General features: G+C 76.3%; 11 protein-coding genes. 3 read left to right on the forward strand and 8 right to left on the reverse strand.

Going from position 1 to position 16857, the window contains the following annotated elements; translation table 11 throughout:
• Positions 1–382: 382 nt before the first annotated feature.
• Positions 383–1582 (forward strand): type ISP restriction/modification enzyme, encoded by a 1200-nt coding sequence (locus POF43_RS26820; RefSeq protein WP_271318716.1) that lies wholly within the window; start codon positions 383–385, stop codon positions 1580–1582.
• Between the two features lie 89 nt (positions 1583–1671).
• Here the strand turns inward: POF43_RS26820 and POF43_RS26825 are convergent, their stop codons facing one another.
• Complete coding sequence (locus POF43_RS26825; protein WP_271325486.1) at positions 1672–2508, reverse strand: class I SAM-dependent methyltransferase; 837 nt, start codon at positions 2506–2508, stop codon at positions 1672–1674.
• Between the two features lie 390 nt (positions 2509–2898).
• The gene (locus tag POF43_RS26830; protein WP_271318547.1) at positions 2899–3159 is read right to left on the reverse strand and encodes a hypothetical protein; all 261 of its coding nucleotides are present in this window, start codon (positions 3157–3159) and stop codon (positions 2899–2901) included.
• Between the two features lie 779 nt (positions 3160–3938).
• On the opposite strand from POF43_RS26830, the gene POF43_RS26835 reads away from it, so the two are divergent.
• Complete coding sequence (locus POF43_RS26835; protein ID WP_282704794.1) at positions 3939–5471, forward strand: CoA transferase; 1533 nt, start codon at positions 3939–3941, stop codon at positions 5469–5471.
• A gap of 246 nt (positions 5472–5717) precedes the next feature.
• Here POF43_RS26835 and POF43_RS26840 read toward each other — a convergent pair whose 3' ends face one another.
• From POF43_RS26840 to POF43_RS26865, 6 genes are all read right to left on the reverse strand, one after another.
• On the reverse strand, positions 5718–6089 hold the full coding sequence (locus POF43_RS26840; RefSeq protein ID WP_271325885.1) for a GntR family transcriptional regulator: 372 nt from the start codon (positions 6087–6089) through the stop codon (positions 5718–5720).
• Positions 6086–7246, reverse strand: coding sequence for a methyltransferase domain-containing protein (locus POF43_RS26845; protein ID WP_271325884.1), 1161 nt, complete (start codon positions 7244–7246; stop codon positions 6086–6088). The genes POF43_RS26840 and POF43_RS26845 overlap by 4 nt, the downstream gene beginning before the upstream one ends.
• Before the next feature lie 245 nt (positions 7247–7491).
• The gene (locus POF43_RS26850; RefSeq protein ID WP_271325823.1) at positions 7492–9243 is read right to left on the reverse strand and encodes a carboxyl transferase domain-containing protein; all 1752 of its coding nucleotides are present in this window, start codon (positions 9241–9243) and stop codon (positions 7492–7494) included.
• A gap of 156 nt (positions 9244–9399) precedes the next feature.
• Positions 9400–10278, reverse strand: a complete 879-nt coding sequence (locus tag POF43_RS26855; RefSeq protein ID WP_271325725.1) for an esterase/lipase family protein — start codon at positions 10276–10278, stop codon at positions 9400–9402.
• Between the two features lie 262 nt (positions 10279–10540).
• Positions 10541–11599 (reverse strand): DNA polymerase Y family protein, encoded by a 1059-nt coding sequence (locus POF43_RS26860; RefSeq protein WP_372516132.1) that lies wholly within the window; start codon positions 11597–11599, stop codon positions 10541–10543.
• A 266-nt stretch (positions 11600–11865) separates the two neighbouring features.
• Positions 11866–15453 carry a DNA polymerase III subunit alpha gene (locus POF43_RS26865; protein WP_282704795.1) on the reverse strand — a complete coding sequence of 1196 codons (3588 nt, stop codon included), beginning with the start codon at positions 15451–15453 and terminating at the stop codon, positions 11866–11868.
• Positions 15454–16358: 905 nt separating this feature from the next.
• Between POF43_RS26865 and POF43_RS26870 the strand changes: the two genes are divergently transcribed.
• Positions 16359–16736: an RNA-binding S4 domain-containing protein gene (locus POF43_RS26870; protein ID WP_271317055.1), complete on the forward strand. Its 378-nt coding sequence runs from the start codon at positions 16359–16361 to the stop codon at positions 16734–16736.
• Positions 16737–16857 lie beyond the last annotated feature (121 nt).

Consider the following 16857-nt stretch of genomic DNA (forward strand, 5'->3'; position numbering starts at 1 on the left):
GGGTGCGGGGGCGGATGCGCTGGCGACGGTGGTGGTGATCGAGGAGGTGGCGCGGGTGTGTGCCTCTTCGTCGTTGATTCCGGCGGTGAACAAGTTGGGGTCGTTGCCGGTGATGTTGTCGGGTTCGCCGGGCGGCGGACGGGCGGGGTGGGGTGGGGCGGGGCGGTCGGATTATCGGGCGGTCGGGTGGTCGGGTCATCGGTGCGGCGGGTCCCCCGGTGCGGCGGCAGGGCACGGGACGGCAGGCGTGGGACGGCGGCGCAGGGGACGGCGTACCGGCGCGACGGCGGGAGGTGGGACGGCTGGGACGGCGGCGTGGCCCGGCGGCGGGGAGGTCGTACCGTGGAGGGCGTTCGAAGCCGGGAGGACGGGTGGGGGCTCGATGAGCGTGCGGGCGGTGCGGGACGACGCGCCTTCGCTGGACGACCTGATGCCCTGGTCCACCGGGCCGCTGCGGCTGGGCCGTTCCTGGGTCGCGGCACCGGACGCGCGGACGTTGCGGGCCCGCTGGGAGGCGCTGGCCGGCTGCGGCGACCCGGCCGAGCGGGCGCGGCTGTTCGGGCCGACCAGGACGCGTACCACCGGCAGCCGGGTGGCGCAGCTGCCCGGCCGGCGAACGGCGACGACGCGGTTCGCGACCGAGGACGGCCCCTGCCCGGAACCGGTACCGCTGCTGCGCGGCGGCTACGACCCGGGCCTGCTGATCCCGGACCACCGGCTCATCGACGCCGCCCGGCCGGAGTTGTGGCGGGTGGCGGACGCGGCCCAGTTCCACGTGGTCGACGCGGGCGGCGAGGTGGTGGTCAGCGCGGTGCTGCCGGACGGCCGGTCGGCGGCCGGCCGGGCGGGACGCGTGCGGCCGCTGTTCCGGCGGCCGGGCGGCCGGGAGCCCAACTGCGCGCCGGGGCTGCTCGACCTGCTGGCCGAACGGCTCGGGCGGCCGGTGACCGCCGCCGGGCTGCTGGCGTGGGTCGCCGCGGCGGCCGTCCCCGCCGCCCGCGGGAGCGCGGTACCGCTGCCCGCCTCGGGCGAGGTGTGGGACGACGGCGTCGAACTGGGCGGCCGGATCGTCGACGCGCAGACCCGCGGCGCCCGGTCCGGCACCCGGCCCAGACTGCCCGGCGGACGGCGCCCCTACGTCCGCGTGCCGCTGCCGGGCCGACCGCGCGAACTGGCCTACGACGCCGGCCAGGAGACGTTGTGCGTCGGCGACGGCCGGATCGCGCCGGTGCCGCGCGGGGCGTGGGACTTCCGGGCGGACGGCGTGCGGGTGCTCGACGCGTGGTTCGCCGCGCGCACCGGCGTTCCGGCGCCCGGCACCCTGGACGCGGTCGGCGTTCCGGCCGCGTGGCCGCCGGAGTGGACGTCGCAGCTGCTCGAACTGATCACGGTGCTCGGCCTGCTGGCGGCCCTGGCACCGCGCAGACGCGCGCTGGCGGACCGGCTGGCCGCCGGACCGCGGATCGGCACGGCGGACCTGCGCACGGCCGGCCTGCTGCCGGTACCGGCCGCGGCCCGCCGCCCGGCATCCGTCCTGGACCACCACGAGGAGGGCCCGGACGGGCAGTTGTCCCTGGTGTGACGGGCGGGGGGTCCCTGGTGTGACGGGCAGTTGTCCCTGGTGTGCGGGACGGGGGTGTCCTTGCTGCACGCTGCGGGGCCTGCGGCGGGTCAGGGGCGGGAGGCGCGCAGGGAGTACATCAGCGGGACGCGCGGGTGGCCGGCCGGGAAGCGGTACTCGCCGTCTTCACCGCGTTCGAGCACGGAGAAGCGCTCGAAGGCGGTCGCGTCGTGCTCGTGCAGGAACTCCACGCGCAGTCCCACCGTCCCCAGCGCGGTGATCACCTCGCCGAGGGTGTGGTCCCACTGGATGCTGACGGTCCTGGTGAGCGGCGGCCCGTCGGTGTAGGTGTACGGCTCGTCCCAGGCCTGGCCCGACGTGGTGAAGTAGTCCCGCTCGACGGTCCGGCCCTCCTCGTCGAGCATGTCGGTGAACGGGTGGAACTCGACGAGGTAGAGCACCCCGCGCTCGGCCAGCAACGAGGAGGCCACCCGGGCCCAGCGGGTCAGGTCCGGCAGCCACCCCAGGGCGCCGAGGCCGGTGTAGACGACGTCGAACCGCTCCCCGGCCAGCGCCCGCACGGCGTCGTGGACGTCCGCGACGACGAACCGCGCCCGGTCCGCCAGACCGATGTCGGCCGCCAGCCGCGTACCGACCTCGACGGCCGGCACCGAGAAGTCGAGACCCGTCACCTTCGCGCCCCGGCGCGCCCACGACAGGGTGTCCTGCCCCATGTGGCACTGGAGGTGCAGCAGGCTCCGGCCGGCGACGTCGCCCAGCTCGGCCGGCTCGAACGGCCGCAGCGTCGAAGCACCAGCCCGGAACCCGGCCAGATCGTAGAAGTCACTGGCCGCGTGCACCGCCACCCGGTCGTCCCAGTTGGCCCGGTTACGGTCCAGCCACCCCTGCTCGGTCGCGGGCACGGTCTCGGACGCGGTCGTTGCCAAGGGGGTCTCCGCCGACGCGGCCGTCCCGGAGTCGGCGGCCGGCTCGGACTTGGCCGTCCCACACGTGGTCATCGCCGACGCGTCGTCCCGGACTCGGTCATGGGACGCGACGGTAACGGGACCGGGGCGGCGGCGCACCGCATTTACCGGCACCCCGGGCGTACGACGCACCGCGCGGCGGCGGAGCACGGGAGCGGGCTGCGGAACGGGATCGACGGCACCGGGCCAGGGCGACCCGACCGGCGGCATCACCACCGTCATGCCCGACGGTATGTCGAACGTCCTAAGGCGTCGTCCGACGGAGCACGGGGGCGGGTCCGCGTCGATCCGGTCGGCGGGCATGCCGAGCGCGCGGCTACCGGCAGGGGGCCGGGCCGCGCGGACGGTGGATCAGTGCTGGTTGCCGAACAGCGAGCGGCGCAGCCGTCGCAGCGGGGCGAACAGGGAGACCCGGGCGCCGCGGTTCTCCCGCAGGTGGTCGGTCTGGCGGGAGGTCAGCTCACGCATCAGCATCGTGGCGTCGGCCGTCTCCCGGCGCGGGACGGCCGGGCCGCCGAGCACCGCGAGGTGGCGGTCGAGCCGCGCACTGGTCGCGCCGCTGCCACAATTGATGGCAGGCACTCGCGGCCTGCTGCGCGCTATCTGCTCCATTGGCGTTAACTCCCCACCCGTACGAGGGCACCCGGTCCGGGCAGAGCCACATTAGCGCCCCGCACCGTCAGCCGCGCATCCCATGCCTCGAAATGACCTATTCGTCAAGGGTGTTGACGCGGAATCCAAGGTGTTGACATGGATTCCGACCGGCGCGCGGACCCCGCGCCACGCCGCCCCGCACGCCCCGGCACCACCCGGGCGCAACGGTCCCCGTCACCGGCGGAGCCGACGGCCCCGACACGCTCCCGTACACCTCCGCCGAACCACGGTCCGACGGACGAACTCCGCGCTCCCTCTCATCCTTCCCCCGCACGCCCCCGTCACACGGCGACAGCGGAATCAGCGCGCGGGCGCCGCGTATGGAGCCGCGTATGGAGGGGATGCCGGGGGCGGGGGCACGCCATAGGCGGAGCGCGGGGAGCGGGAGGCACGCCCGCAGGCAGAGGGCCGACGTGGAGGGTGGCTGACGTGGGAGGCGTGCTGGCGGGAGGCGTGCTGGCGGGAGGGAGGGCTGGCGGGAGGGAGGGCTGGCGGGAGGGAGGGCTGGCGGGAGGGGTGGGTCCGGCAGCGGAGGGGAGTTGGGGCGGAGATGGGGCGTGCAGGGTGGAGGGGGCGCGCGGAGTGGAGGGGGCGCGGCGCGCGGCGGAGCACCGGCCGATCGTCCGCCCCCAGCCGGGCCGCGGCGGCCCGTTCGAAGCCGGTCCGGGGACGCGGCGGGGCGGTCCGGCGGGTGGCCTGCGCGACGGGAGGCGGTCTTCCGGGGGAGGATCGGACGCATGACACAACGGTGGGAATCGGCGACCGAGGAACTCTGGGGCCTGCTCGGCGGGGACGCGTCGGCCACGGCGTCGGTGACGTTCACGCTCCGGCCGGCGGACATCCTCCCCTCGCGGTTGCCGGTGGCGACGATGGCGCGTGCCGCGATCGCCGTCTGCGCGCTGGCCGCCGCCGAACTCGCCGCGCTGCGTACCGGCGGCCCGCTGCCGGCGGTCGAGGTGGACGACGGCGCGGTGGCCGCCGCGTTCACCAGCGAACGCCTGCTGCGCGTCGACGGCGCCGCCCCCATCGGATTCGCGCCGCACTCCGGCTTCTGGCCGGCCGCCGACGGCTGGGTGCGTACGCACGCCAACTACCCGCACCACCGCGACCGGTTGCTCACCGCGCTCGGCCTGCCCGCAGGCACCGACCCGGACGGCCTCGCCACCGCCCTGCGCGGCCTGCCCGCCGCCGCTGTCCAGGAACGCGCCTACGCCGCCGGCGCCCTGGCCGTCGCCGTGCGCGACGCCGCCGCCTCGGAGGCCACCGACCGCGGTCCCCTGCTGGAGACCGGCCGCCTGCCGGGTCCGCCCGCCGCGCCGCGGGTCTTCGGCCCGCTCCCGGCCGGGGTCCTGCTCCCCGCGCACGGCGTCCGGGTGCTCGACCTGACCCGCACCATCGCCGGGCCGATCGCCACCCGCACCCTCGCCCTGCTCGGCGCCGACGTGCTGCGCGTCGACCACCCGGCGCTGCCCGACGAGGCGGCCCACCTCGACAGCGGCTTCGGCAAACGCTCCACCCGGCTCGACCTGGACTCCCCGCCCGACCGTGCCGTCTTCGACGACCTGCTGGCCACCGCCGACGTCCTGGTCACCGGCTACCGCCCCGGCGCCCTGGACCGCTTCGGCCTGACCGCGGACCACCTCGCCCGGCGGCACCCCGGCCTCGTCATCGGCCGGCTCTCCGCCTGGGGACGGCACGGCCGGTGGGCGGACCGGCGCGGTTTCGACAGCCTCGTGCAGGCGGCCACCGGGATCGCCGTCACCGAATCCCGCTCCCCCGGCCGCCCCGGCGCCCTGCCCTGCCAGGGCCTCGACCACGCCACCGGCTACCTCCTCGCCGCCGCCGTCCTGCGCGCCCTCACCGCCCGGTCCACCGCGGGCGGCACCCGCACCGCCTCCCTCAGCCTCGCCGCGACGGCCCGCTGGCTGACGGAGGATCTGGTGGAACGCCGGGAGGGCGGGACGGGGGCCGGGACAGGGGCCGGGGCCGAGACCGGTGCCGGTGAGGTGGCGGACGGCGCGACCGTCGACGGGGACGTGGTCGGCGCGGCGGCTGGCGGGGACGTGGCCGGCGGTTCCGTCTTCGACCCGGCGCCGTGGCTGACGGAGGTGGACGCCGCGGCGGGGCGGATGACGTATGCCGTGCCGGCGGTGCGGTTCGCCGGCGGCCCGGTCAACTGGGCCACGCCGCCCGGCCGTTGGGGTGCGGACGCACCGGTGTGGCTGCCACGCGACGCCCCCGGGGACACACCGGCGCGGCCCCTGGCGTGACGGCACCCCGCCGACGCTCCGACGGTGAGGAACGACCGCGTCGGCCCCTCACCCTCCGACGCTCCGACGGACATCAGCAGCCTCCCGCGCCCGCCGGCCCAGGCCCCCACGGCAGCCCTCAGCCCGGCCCCGGAAGCCGTCGCCGCCCGCACGGCGCCAGGTCCGGTCGACGTCACCCGATCCCAGCCTCCGCCGACCCCAGCCCCCGCCGACGCCGGTCGACACCCACGCCAGCTACTACCGACGTCAGCCGTAGACCGCGCGCAGGGCGTCCTCGACGGCGGATCGGGCGGCGGCGTGGTCGAGGCCGAGGCGGTGGGCGGTACGGGCGAAGTCGGCGGCGGCCAGGGCGGTGCGGCGGTGCGCGGCGTCCCCCGCGGCGGCGATGAACGTGCCGTGGCGGCCGCGGGTCTCGATCACGCCGTCGGCCTCCAGGGCGCGGTACGCCTTGGCGACGGTGTTGGCGGCGAGGCCGAGGTCCTCGGCGAGGCCCCGGACGGTGGGCAGCCGGTGGCCGACCGGGAGGGCTCCGTCGCGGGCGCCGGCGGCGATCTGCTCGCGCAGTTGCTCGTACGGTGCGGTGGCCGAGGTCGCGTCGACGCTGATCTGCAAGGTCACGGGCGGTCTCCGGCGGGCTGGACGGGGGTGACGGAATCATTGTGCGGCAGGGCCACCGCCCGCGAGGGGCCTTCGGGGCTGTGGACGATCGTGTCACCCGCCTCGTGCAGGTGCAGGACGAAGCGGTCGCCGGCCCGGTAGGCGTCGAAGCCGGCGCGGCAGTAGGCGACCATGTCGTCGGGCAGCGCGTCGAGGGCGTACCAGCCGATGCCGGAGCACTTGCCGGGTTCGCGGTTGACCGGCTCGCCCTGCCACGCCCGCGCCTCGAAGAACCACCCGGTGCGGCTGTCGCCGTGCGGTGCGCGGTGCTGCATGACCAGGGCGACACGTATCGCGGAGGGGTCGATGACGACGCCGACCTCCTCCGCGGCCTCCCGGATCATGGCGGTGCGCACGTCCTCGCCGGCCTCGACGTGGCCGCTGGGCGCGTTGAGCAGGCCGTCGGCGTACCCGGTGCCGCAGCGGCGGGCGAGCAGGACGGTATCGTCCGGGCGGCGCAGGATCAGGTGGACGTCGACGATCTCGGCGTGCCGGCGCGGTGGCGGGGGGTGGATGACGGCGGCGTACCGCTCGTCGGCGACCGGGCGGCCCCACAACAGGCTTTCGTGCGCGAGCTGTTCGATCTCGGTGCGTGACGCGATCGGGGCGGCGAGCGCGGCGACATCGGCGGCGGTGAGACCTATCGGGTCGCTCTCGCCCCAGCGGCCCTCGACGAGGATCAGCCGGCCGCCGCGGCGCAGCAGCCGGGCCCAGCGGCGCAGCGCGTCGGCCGGGTCGGGCATCGCCCACAGCACGTGCCGGACCAGGACGGCGTCGAACCGGCCGTCGGCGACCGGCGGCCGGGCGGCGTCGCCGACCAGGACCCGGGCGTCGGTGGCGGCGAGCTTGGCACCGGCCAGCCGGGCCATCCGGGGCGAGAGGTCGACGGCGGTGACCCGGTGCCCCTGTTCGGCGGCGAGCAGCGCCATGCTGCCGGTGCCGCAGCCGAGGTCGAGGACGTCGGACGGCTCGTCGGGCAGCCAGGACCGCAGGCGTGCGGCCCAGCTCGCCCGGGTCGCCGGATCACGCATGCCGTGGTCCGGCTCGTCGTCGAAGGTCGCGGCGGCGGCGTCCCAGAACGCGGCCGTCGTGCTCAGTTCACCACTGTCCGTAGTCATGTAAAAGATCCTCGCACCCGGCACTGACAATCACCCCTGAGCCGCCTCCGGGCCGCCGCTGGGCCGCCCCCGCCCCCACCTCCGGGCCGCCCCGACCTGCCCCTGACCAGCCCCTGACCGGCCTCTGACCTGCGCCTGTCCGGCCTCCAACCGGCCCCACTCGGCCCCTGAGCTGCTCCCGACGTGCTCCCGACCTGTTCCTGAACCGCGGAAGGTCGTCCGTTCCCGGCCGGCGTGCGGCACGCTCACAGCCGTCGGTGGCGGGCCCGTCGGGCGGCGAGGCGGTCACCGGGAGGGACCGCGCGCAGCGCCGCGAGTTCCGCCCCGAGCACGACGCCGAGCCGCCGCAGGAACGGCACCGGATCGTCGGCGGCGTCCTCGCTGTCGTGCCGGGCGCCGCCGTACTCCTCCTCGACGACGCGGTCCACGATGCCGTGGGCCAGCAGGTCGGCGGAGCGGACGCCCTGGCGGGCCGCGACCTCGAAGGCGCGGTCCGTCGTCCGGTACAGGATCGCCGAGGCGCCTTCGGGCGGCAGCGGCGAGAGCCAGGCGTGCCGGGCGGCGAGCACCCGGTCGGCCGGGAGCAGGGCGAGTGCGCCGCCGCCCGCACCCTGGCCGAGCAGCAGGCACAGCGTCGGCGCGGACAGCGTCACCAGGTCGGCGAGGCTGCGGGCGATCTCGCCGGCCAGCCCGCCCTGTTCGGCGTCGACCGACAGCGCCGCGCCGGCGGTGTCCACCACGGTCAGCAGCGGCAGGCCGAGTTCCGCGGCGATCCGCATGCCGCGTCTGGCCTCGCGCAGTCCGGCGGGCCCCAGCGCGGGCACCGGTGCGCCCGGCGGCGCGGTGCCGGGTTCGGGGCGGTCGTGCCCCAGGACGACGCAGGGCGTGCCGCTGATCCGGGCCAGCGCCAGCAGCAGCCCCGGATCGCTCTCCCCCGCGCCCGTCCCGCTCAACGGCGTCACCTCGGTGGCCGCGATCCGCAACAGCGCCCGCACGCCGGGCCGTTCCGGCCGCCGCGACCGCCGGATCGACTCCCCGGCGTCCGGAACGGCACCGTCGGACGCACCGTCGCAGGCGCCGTCGGCGTCAACGGCCACTCCCTCGGCGGCAGCGGACGCACCGGCGGCGTCAACCGACGTACCGGCGGCGTCAACCGACGCACCCCCGCGAGCCGTTCCGCCCCCGAACGCGCCGCCGGCCGGCGCGTCCTCGCCGCCAGCAGACGCATCCGCGGCGTCAACAAACGCACCGCCCGCGTCAACCGACGCACCCCCGCGAGCCGTTCCACCCCCGAACGCGCCGTCGGCGGACACGCCCTCGGCCGGCGCCTCGTTCTCCCCGCACAGCACGTTCAGCGCGCGGCGGGCCACGGCGGCCAGGTCGCGGGTGGGCAGGACGGCGTCGAGCAGGCCGTGGGCCAGCAGGTTCTCCGCGGTCTGGACGCCGGAGGGGAACTCCTCGTCGTAGAGCGCCTGGTGGACGCGGGGGCCGAGGAAGCCGATGAGGGCGCCGGGCTCGGCGGCGGTGACGTGGCCGAGGGAGCCCCAGGAGGCCAGGACGCCGCCGGTGGTGGGGTGCCGGAGGTACACCAGGTAGGGCAGGGCGGCCGCCTTGTGCGCGGCGACGGCGGCGGCGACCTTGACCATCTGGACGAAGGCGATCGTGCCCTCCTGCATGCGGGTGCCGCCGGAGGCCGGTGAGGCGAGCAGGGGCAGGCGTTCGCGGGTGGCGCGTTCGACGGCGAGGGTGAGGCGTTCGCCGGCGTCGACACCGATGGAGCCGGCCAGGAAGCCGAACTCGCAGGCCACCAGCGCCACCCGGCGGCCGGCGATGCGGCCCTCGCCGGTGACGACGGACTCGTCGAGGCCGGTGCGCAGCCGGGCGCGTTCCACGGCGGCGCGGTAGTCGGGGTCGGCGGGCAGCGAGGTCAGGGGCTCGTCCCAGCCGTGCCAGGTGCCGGGGTCGACAAGGGCCTGCCACAGATCGCTGACGGTCATCCCGGACTCGCCTCTCCGCAGGTGGGGTCGGCCTCCCACCCTCGCACAGCGCTCCGCCCGCCGCGGACGTCGGTGTCGCGGCGGGCGGGGGCGCGGCGGGCGGCCGGGCGGGCGGGTCCCGCGAAGGGGGTCGTCCCGGCGGGCCGCCCGGGTCCGTTACGGCAGGTCGCCGGCGTCCGCGCAGGTGGTCGTGGTCGCGGTGGCCGGGTCGAGGGCGTTGGCCACCTCGTGGAAGGCGATCAGGTCGGTGGTGCCGATCAGCACGTGCTCGAAGACGTCGACCGGGCACAGGTCCTGGAGCAGCACGTTGTGCACGTCGGGGCCGGTGAGGAACTCCGACTGGTACGGGGTGACGACCTCGTCGGTGTCGGTGGCGATGACGGTGTACTGCACGCCGGGAACGGTGTCGCCGCCCGCGTTGAGCTTCTGGAGGAACGGGGAGTCGGACAGCTGGTCGGTCAGGCCGGGGGTGACGTCGCCGATCAGGGCCTCGGCGCCGGGGACCTTCTCGGCGATCTTCTGCAGACCGTCCAGCGTGGTGCCGTGGTTGTCGGGGGCCAGGCCGATGAGCGCGTTGACCTTGGCGGCGCCGCCGAGGAACTTCAGGTAGTAGCGCGGCATCATGCCGCCCTGCGAGTGGCCGACGAGGTCGACCTTGGGGGCGCCGGTCGCCGCCAGGACCTTGTCCACCTCGTCGGACAACTGCTGGGCGGAGGCGTCGATCGGGCCGAGTCCGCCGAACGCGCCGAGCGAGTCGATCATCCCGTAGTCGAACGAGAAGACGCAGTAGCCGCGGTCCTCCAGGTAGGGGGCCAGCACCTCCCAGTTGTCGGTGCCGTTCTCGAACGTGCCGTGCACGAGCACCACCGGGCGCGGGTGGTCGGCGGACGGCTTGCAGTTGTAGTCGTTCCAGCCGGAGTTGTCGGCGGCGCTGGCGGGCGCGGCGGTCGCGGTGAGGCCGGCCAGCGCGAGGGCGAGCGCGGGCAGGACGGCCAGCAGGCGGGTGCGGCGGCGCCGCCCCGGGGAGAGCTTCATCTGATCTCCTCGCAGGTCAGAGTGGGGGGTGGAGCACCGGCCCGGAGAACCGGGAATGCATGTGACGCGCATCACATGGACTTACGCCTGGGTAACGTTACGTTCGAGTAGCAAAGCGGGGGAAGTTACGTGCCGGTAAAACTTTCGGCATTCCGCCCCGCCCGCCCAACCTCCTTGTACGGCCGCCGGGTTGACGACTCCGGCCCGGCCACGGCGGCGGGCCGCACGGCGGGCGGGGGTTCGGACGGGCGCCGGGCGGGCGTCAGGCGGAGCGGCGCGGGAGGCCGGCCAGGGAGGCCGGGCCGACCAGCAGGCCGGGCCAGCGGGCGGCGATGCGGTCCGTCACCGACTCGGCCCGGCGGATGTTCTCCGCCCGCGGGTCGAAGGTGAGTTGCCGTCCGGTCCCGGCGGCCCCGGTGAGGTCCTCGGCGCGCAGCGCGACCGCGGTGACCCTGGCCCGTTGCAGCCGCAGGGCGTCGTGCAGCGCGTAGGCGGCGGTGGCCAGCGCCGGGGTGTGCGCGGTCGGTTCGGGGAGCGCGCGGGTACGGGTGGTGGCCGACCGGTCGGCGTACCGGACGGTGAGGGTCAGGCCGCGGGCGACCTGGTCGTCGGCGCGCAGCCGCAGGCCGAGTTCGGCGGCGAGCGCCAGCAGCGCGCGGTGCCGCCGGCCGGGGTCGAGTTCGGGCCGGTCGAAGCGGTGGTCGGCGCCCACCGAACGGGCCGGGGCGTTCGGCGACACCGGGGTCGGGTCGGCGCCGTGGGCGCGGTCGCGCAGCAGCCGGCCCAGCCGCGCCCCCAGCAGCCGCTGCACGGTGGGCAGCGGCGCCGCCGCGAGCCGGTCGACGGTGTCGAGGCCGTAGTCGCACAGCGTCCTGGCGGTCTTCGGCCCGACGCCGTGCAGCGCGCCGACCGGTTTGCCGTCCAGGAACGCCGCCGCCTCACCGGGGCCGCCGCCCACCGCCCGGACCGCGCCCGGCGGACCGTCGTGCGCCGCCATCCGGGCCAGCAGCGGGTTGGCGGCCACCCCGACCGTGCAGTCCACGTCGTAACGGGCCAGCGCCCGCACCCGGATCAGCGCGCCGAGTCCGGCCGCGTCCCGGCCGAAGTACCGCGTGCTGCCGGTGACGTCGGCGAGCGCGGCGTCCGGCGGCAGCGCCTCGACGACCGGCGTGATGTCACGCAGGACGGACAGCAGCACGTCGAACGCGGCGGGCCCGCCGGCGGCCGTGCACACGTACAGCACCTGCCGCCCGACGGCACCACCCTCCCCCGGCTCCGGTCCGGCTTCCGCCGCCTCAGCCCCGGCTTCCCCCAGCTTCACCTTGGCTTCCCGCGACTGCGTCCCGGCTCCCTCCGCCTCCGGTCCGACTCCCCACGGCTCACCCCCGGCTTCCCGCCGCACGGCACCTTCCGCCGGCTCCGGCCCGATTCCCCGCGGCCCAGCCCCGACCACCTCCGCCTCAGCCCCGGCTCCCCCCGGCCGCACGGCACCCTCCCCCGGTCTCCGGCCGCCTCTCCGTGCCTCAGCCCCGGCTTCCCGGCGCCGCACGACACCCTCCGCCGGCTCCGGTCCGCCCTCCCCCGGTCTCATCCCGCGCTCCCCTGGCTGGAGTGCCACAGCTTTCTTCCGGTGGCGGCCTGTTCGCCGGGGGGCTGGAGGTCGGCCCAGGGGTGGAGTTCGTAGCCGGTCGGCAGGTGGATGGACCGGCCGGGAGGCCGGGCGGGGTCCGGGGCCGGCCGGGCGGCGCCGTCGGCGTCCGTCCCGGGGGCGCGGGGCGCGGCGGGCGGGGGCGCGGCCAGGGTGGTGGCGACCGCCTCCAGGCCGCCGGTGCGGCGCAGTTCGGCGAGGTCGGCGAGGTTCCAGGCGGCCTGGCCGACGACGGTGAGGCTGCGCGGGCCGCGCCGCTGGACCACGCCGCGCACCAGCAGCAGCCAGGAGTGGAAGACGGTGTGCGCGCAGGCTTCGTGGCTGTCGTCGAAGAACGCGAGGTCGACCAGGCCGGTGCCGTCGTCCAGGGTGAGGAAGATGACCCGGCGCCCGGAGCGGATCGGCGGGGTCTGGGTGGCCGCCTTGGCGCCGGCCACCAGTACCGTCTCGCCGTGCCGTGCCTCGCGCAGCCGTCTGGCCGGCGTCGCGCCCAGCTCCCGCAGGAACGCGTGGCGTTCGTCCATCACGTGCCGGGAGGCGTCCATGCCGAGGATGCCGAGTTCGGCCTGCGTGCGGTCCCGGTCGTCCAGGTCCGGCAGGCCGGCCGCCGCGACCGGCGCGCCCGGTTCGGCGTCCGGCAGCGCGAGCTGCCCGGCCCGCGCGGCCGCGTCGCGGCCCCGCTGGAGTTCGGCGACCTGGAGCAGCAGGTCGCGGCGGTTGGCGGTGGAACCGGCCAGGAAGGAGTCCAGCGCGCCCACCCGCACCAGCCGTTCCAGCACCGGGCGGCTGGGCCGGGCCCGTTGCCACAGGTCCCGGGGCGAGGTGTACGGGCGGCCGGCGACCAGCCGGGCGGTCTCCTCCTCGCTGATGCCGTGCACGTCGGACAGCGCGAGCCGCAGGCCCCAGACGCCCGACCGGGGTTCGATACCCGACCCGGGTTCGACATCCGACCCGGGTTCGACGCCCGGCCGGGATTCATCGCCCGGCCGGGGTTCATCGCACACCAGTTCGATCTGATAATCCGCACCGGACGCGTTGACGTCCAGCGGCAGCACCGGCACGCCGCGCCGCCGGGCGTCGGCGAGCAGCAGCCGCTTGGGATACATCCCCGGATCGTGCGTGAGCAGCCCGGCGTAGAACGCGGCCGGGCGGTGCGCCTTGAGCCAGGCCGACTGGTAGGTCGGCACCGCGAAGGCGACCGCGTGCGCCTTGCAGAAGCCGTAGGAGCCGAACGCCTCCAGGATCTGCCAGGTGCGGCGGACCTGTTCGGTGGTGCTGCCGCGCTCCCGGGCCGCCGCCGCGAACCACGCCCGCACCCGCCCCTGCCGCTCCGGGTCGGACAGCGCCCGGCGCTTCTCGTCCGCCTCCGCGAGCGAACAGCCGGTCAGCACGTGGAGCATCCGGATGACCTGCTCGTGGAAGACCACCACGCCGTAGGTGTCGCCCAGCACCTCGGCCAGCGCGGGGTGCGGGTACTCGGGCCGCGCCCGGCCGTGCCGCGCCTCGATGAACGGCCGGACCATGTCGGCGGCGACCGGTCCCGGCCGGAAAAGCGATATGTCGACCACGATGTCGTGGAAGGTCGACGGCTGCATCCGGCCGACCAGGTCGCGCTGGCCCGGCGACTCGATCTGGAAGCAGCCCAGCGTCTCGGCGGACCGGATGAGCCGGTACGTCTCCGGGTCGTCGGCCGGCAACCGGTCCAGGTCCAGCCGTTCACCGCCGGCCCGGGCGATCTCCTGGACCGCGTGCGCCATCGCCGACTGCATCCGCACCCCGAGCACGTCCAGCTTCAGCAGGCCGAGCACCTCGACGTCGTCCTTGTCGAACTGCGCCATCGGCAACCCCTCCCCGCTGGTCGGCATCACCGGCGTGCGGCTCAGCAGCCGCGCGTCGGACAGCAGCACGCCGCACGGGTGCATGGCGATCCCGCGCGGCAGCCCGTCCAGCGCCTCCACCAGGTCCCACAGCCGCCCGCCGTACCGGTCGGCGTACCCCTGCGCGTCGACGGCGCGCAGCTCGGGCAGTTCGGCGAGCGCGGCGCGGGCGTCGCGGGCCCGGATGTGCGGGAACGCCTTCGCCAGCCGGTCGACGTCCTGCGGGTCCATGCCGAGCGCGGCGCCGACGTCGCGGATCGCGTGCCGGACCCGGTACGTCTCGGGCATCGCGACGGTGGCGACCCGCTCGGGTCCGAAACGGTCCAGGATCGCCCGGTAGACCTCGATGCGGCGGGCGGACTCCACGTCGATGTCGATGTCGGGCATCGCCACCCGGTCCGGCGAGAGGAAACGCTCCATCAGCAGCCCGTGCTCCATCGGGTCGGCGGCCGCCACGCCCAGCAGGTGGTTGACGAACGAGGACGCGCCCGATCCGCGGGCCGCGACCCGGATGCCCAGGTCACGGGTGTCGTCGACCACCCGTGCGACGGTGAGGAAGTATCCGGCCAGGCCCAGTCGCCCGATGACGCGCAGCTCGTCCTCCAGCCGGTGCCAGCGGTCCCGGCGGTCGGCGCCCAGGTCGTACCGTCCGGTGATCATGGCCGCGGTGCACCGGGACCGCAGCACCCGGTCGGTCCCGCGCCGCCCGGCGCCGACCAGCTCCGGCTCGGGGAAGTGGACGCGGTGGGTGCCGATGTCCTCCTCGGGGTCGACCGCGCAGGCCGCGGCGGTCTCCTCGGTCATCCGCAGCAGGCGGTGCCCGGTGTCCCGGCGGAACCCGGCCGCCTCGGCGACCCGCTCGGCGATCCGGGCCATCGTGCCGGCGTCCTTCAGCCATGCCTCACCGCTGTCCAGCCGCTCCGGCCGCCGGGTGTCGACAGGCACCAGCAGCCGGGCCGCGTCCAGCACGTCGGCGACCTCCCGCTGGCCCGGGTCGGCGTAGCGGACGGCGTTGGTCAGCACCGCCCGGATGCCCCGCTCGACGGCGAACCCCAGGGTGCGGGCCGCCTGCCGCACCGACCCCGGCCCGGTGCCGGTGCGGCCGTGGCAGACCACTTCCAGCCGCAGCGCGTCGCCGTACCGCTCGCGCCACGGCGCCAGCCGCCGCTCCGCCCGGTCCGGCCGCCCGGCGGCCAGCTCCCGGCCGACCTCGGAGTCCGGCCCGAGCAGGACGGTCAGGCCCGCACCGGTGAGGTCCGCCCACTCCGGCCGCACCGGCGTGCCGCCGCGGTGGGCCGCGGTGAGCAGCGCGCACAGCTCCGCCCACCCCGCCGCGCCGTCCCGGGCCAGGAAGACGGCACGCGGCGCCGACTCGTCCACGAACGCGCCGCCGCGCACCGGCGTACGGCGCCGCGCACCGCCGTCCGCCGGCTCCGCGGCCGGCACCGCGATCCCGGCCCCGAACACCGGCCGCACCCCGGCCCGCGCGCACGCTTCGGCGAACCGGACGGCGCCCGCCACGCCGTCCCGATCGGTCAGCGCGAGCGCGTCCATCCCCCGCTCGGCGGCCCGCTCCGCCAGCGCCTGCGGGTGGCTGGCGCCGTACCGCATCGAGAATCCCGAGACGGTATGGAGATGCGTAAAGCCCATGGAACGCACCTCCCGATCCTCACCGTCGTCCCCTTCGCACTCCCCCGGCCCGCCCTCCGGACCTGCTGCTTTCCACCATAGACCACCTATCGAATATCCGTTCGACTCGAATGAGTGAAGTGAAGTCTCAGGGGGTTGACCCTCCGGGGCGGGGCGCGCTTTCTCCGGGGGTGGGGGCGGGGGCGCTCCGCGGGGGCTTCTCCGGGGGCGGGGGTGCATCTCCGGGGGCGGGGAGCTCCGCGGGGGCGAGGGACTCCTCCGGGCGGAGGGGCTTCCCCCGGGCGGAGGTGCTTCCTCCGGGGCGGAGGGCTCCGGGGGCAGGGGTGCTCCTCCGGAGCGGGGGCTCACCCCCGGAGCGGGGCCGACGGTTCGCGCCGGAAGCCGGAGGCGGGGCTGACGGCGTTCACCGGTCCCCCTCCGGCGCGGGACCACCGGAGGACGCTCGTCGGCAACGGACGCGGCGTCGGACAACGGCCGGCGGACGCGGCGTCAACACGGGCGCGGCGTCAACGGTGTCGCCGGAACCGGCCTCTCCGGAGGGAGTTGGCGGCTCCCGCGGGAAGCGGTCACCGCCGGACCGATCGGATGCGGGGACGCGGCGGCGTTCGCCGGAGGACGTCCCCGGCGCCGGGGACGGCCGTTCCCTCCAGCGCCGCTCCCGTCGGCGGCACTCCCGTCGGCGGCACTCCCGTCGGCGGCACTCCCGTCGGCGGCACTCCCGTAGACGGCGCTCGTCAGCCTGCTCCCGCCGTAAGAGACTCCCCCGCCCCGCACTCCTCCACCACCACGCCCGACCACCAGCCCGACCCCCGAACCCCGCCACCCCGCCCCCTTCGAGCGAAGCCCCGCGTACCCCCCGGGAAAAAGCCTGGGAGGTGGTCCGGGGCTCGACTAGAGTCGGTGGCATGGGGTCGGACGAAGCGCCCGTGCGGGTGGACAGCTGGATCTGGTCGGTGCGCCTGACGAAAACCAGGTCGCTGGCGGCCGCCGAGTGCAAGGCCGGCCACGTGCGGATCAACGGGGAACGGGTGAAGCCCGCGCAGCCCCTGAAGACCGGCGACGAGGTGCGGCTCTTCCACGCCGGGCGGGAACGCGTGGTGGTCGTCTCCCGGCTGATCCGCAAGCGGGTCGGGGCGCCGGCCGCCGCGGAGTGCTTCGTCGACAACAGCCCGCCCGCGCCGCCGCGTGAGGACGTCCTCGCCCTGGGGGTCCGCGACCGCGGCGCCGGCCGTCCCACCAAGCGCGACCGCCGCGACATGGAACGCCTGCGCAGCCCCCGCTGACGCGTTCCCCGCAACCCGACGCACCCGAGCCGACGTCGGACGCCGACCGCCCCACGCCACACACCGTCAGGCGGGCCGTCCCCACGTCGTATGCCGTACGCCGTACCCCGCACGCCGTCAG

Origin of the sequence: Streptantibioticus silvisoli (assembly GCF_027947535.2) — a bacterium.
In the GTDB taxonomy this organism is placed as follows: Bacteria; Actinomycetota; Actinomycetes; order Streptomycetales; family Streptomycetaceae; genus Streptantibioticus_C; species Streptantibioticus_C silvisoli.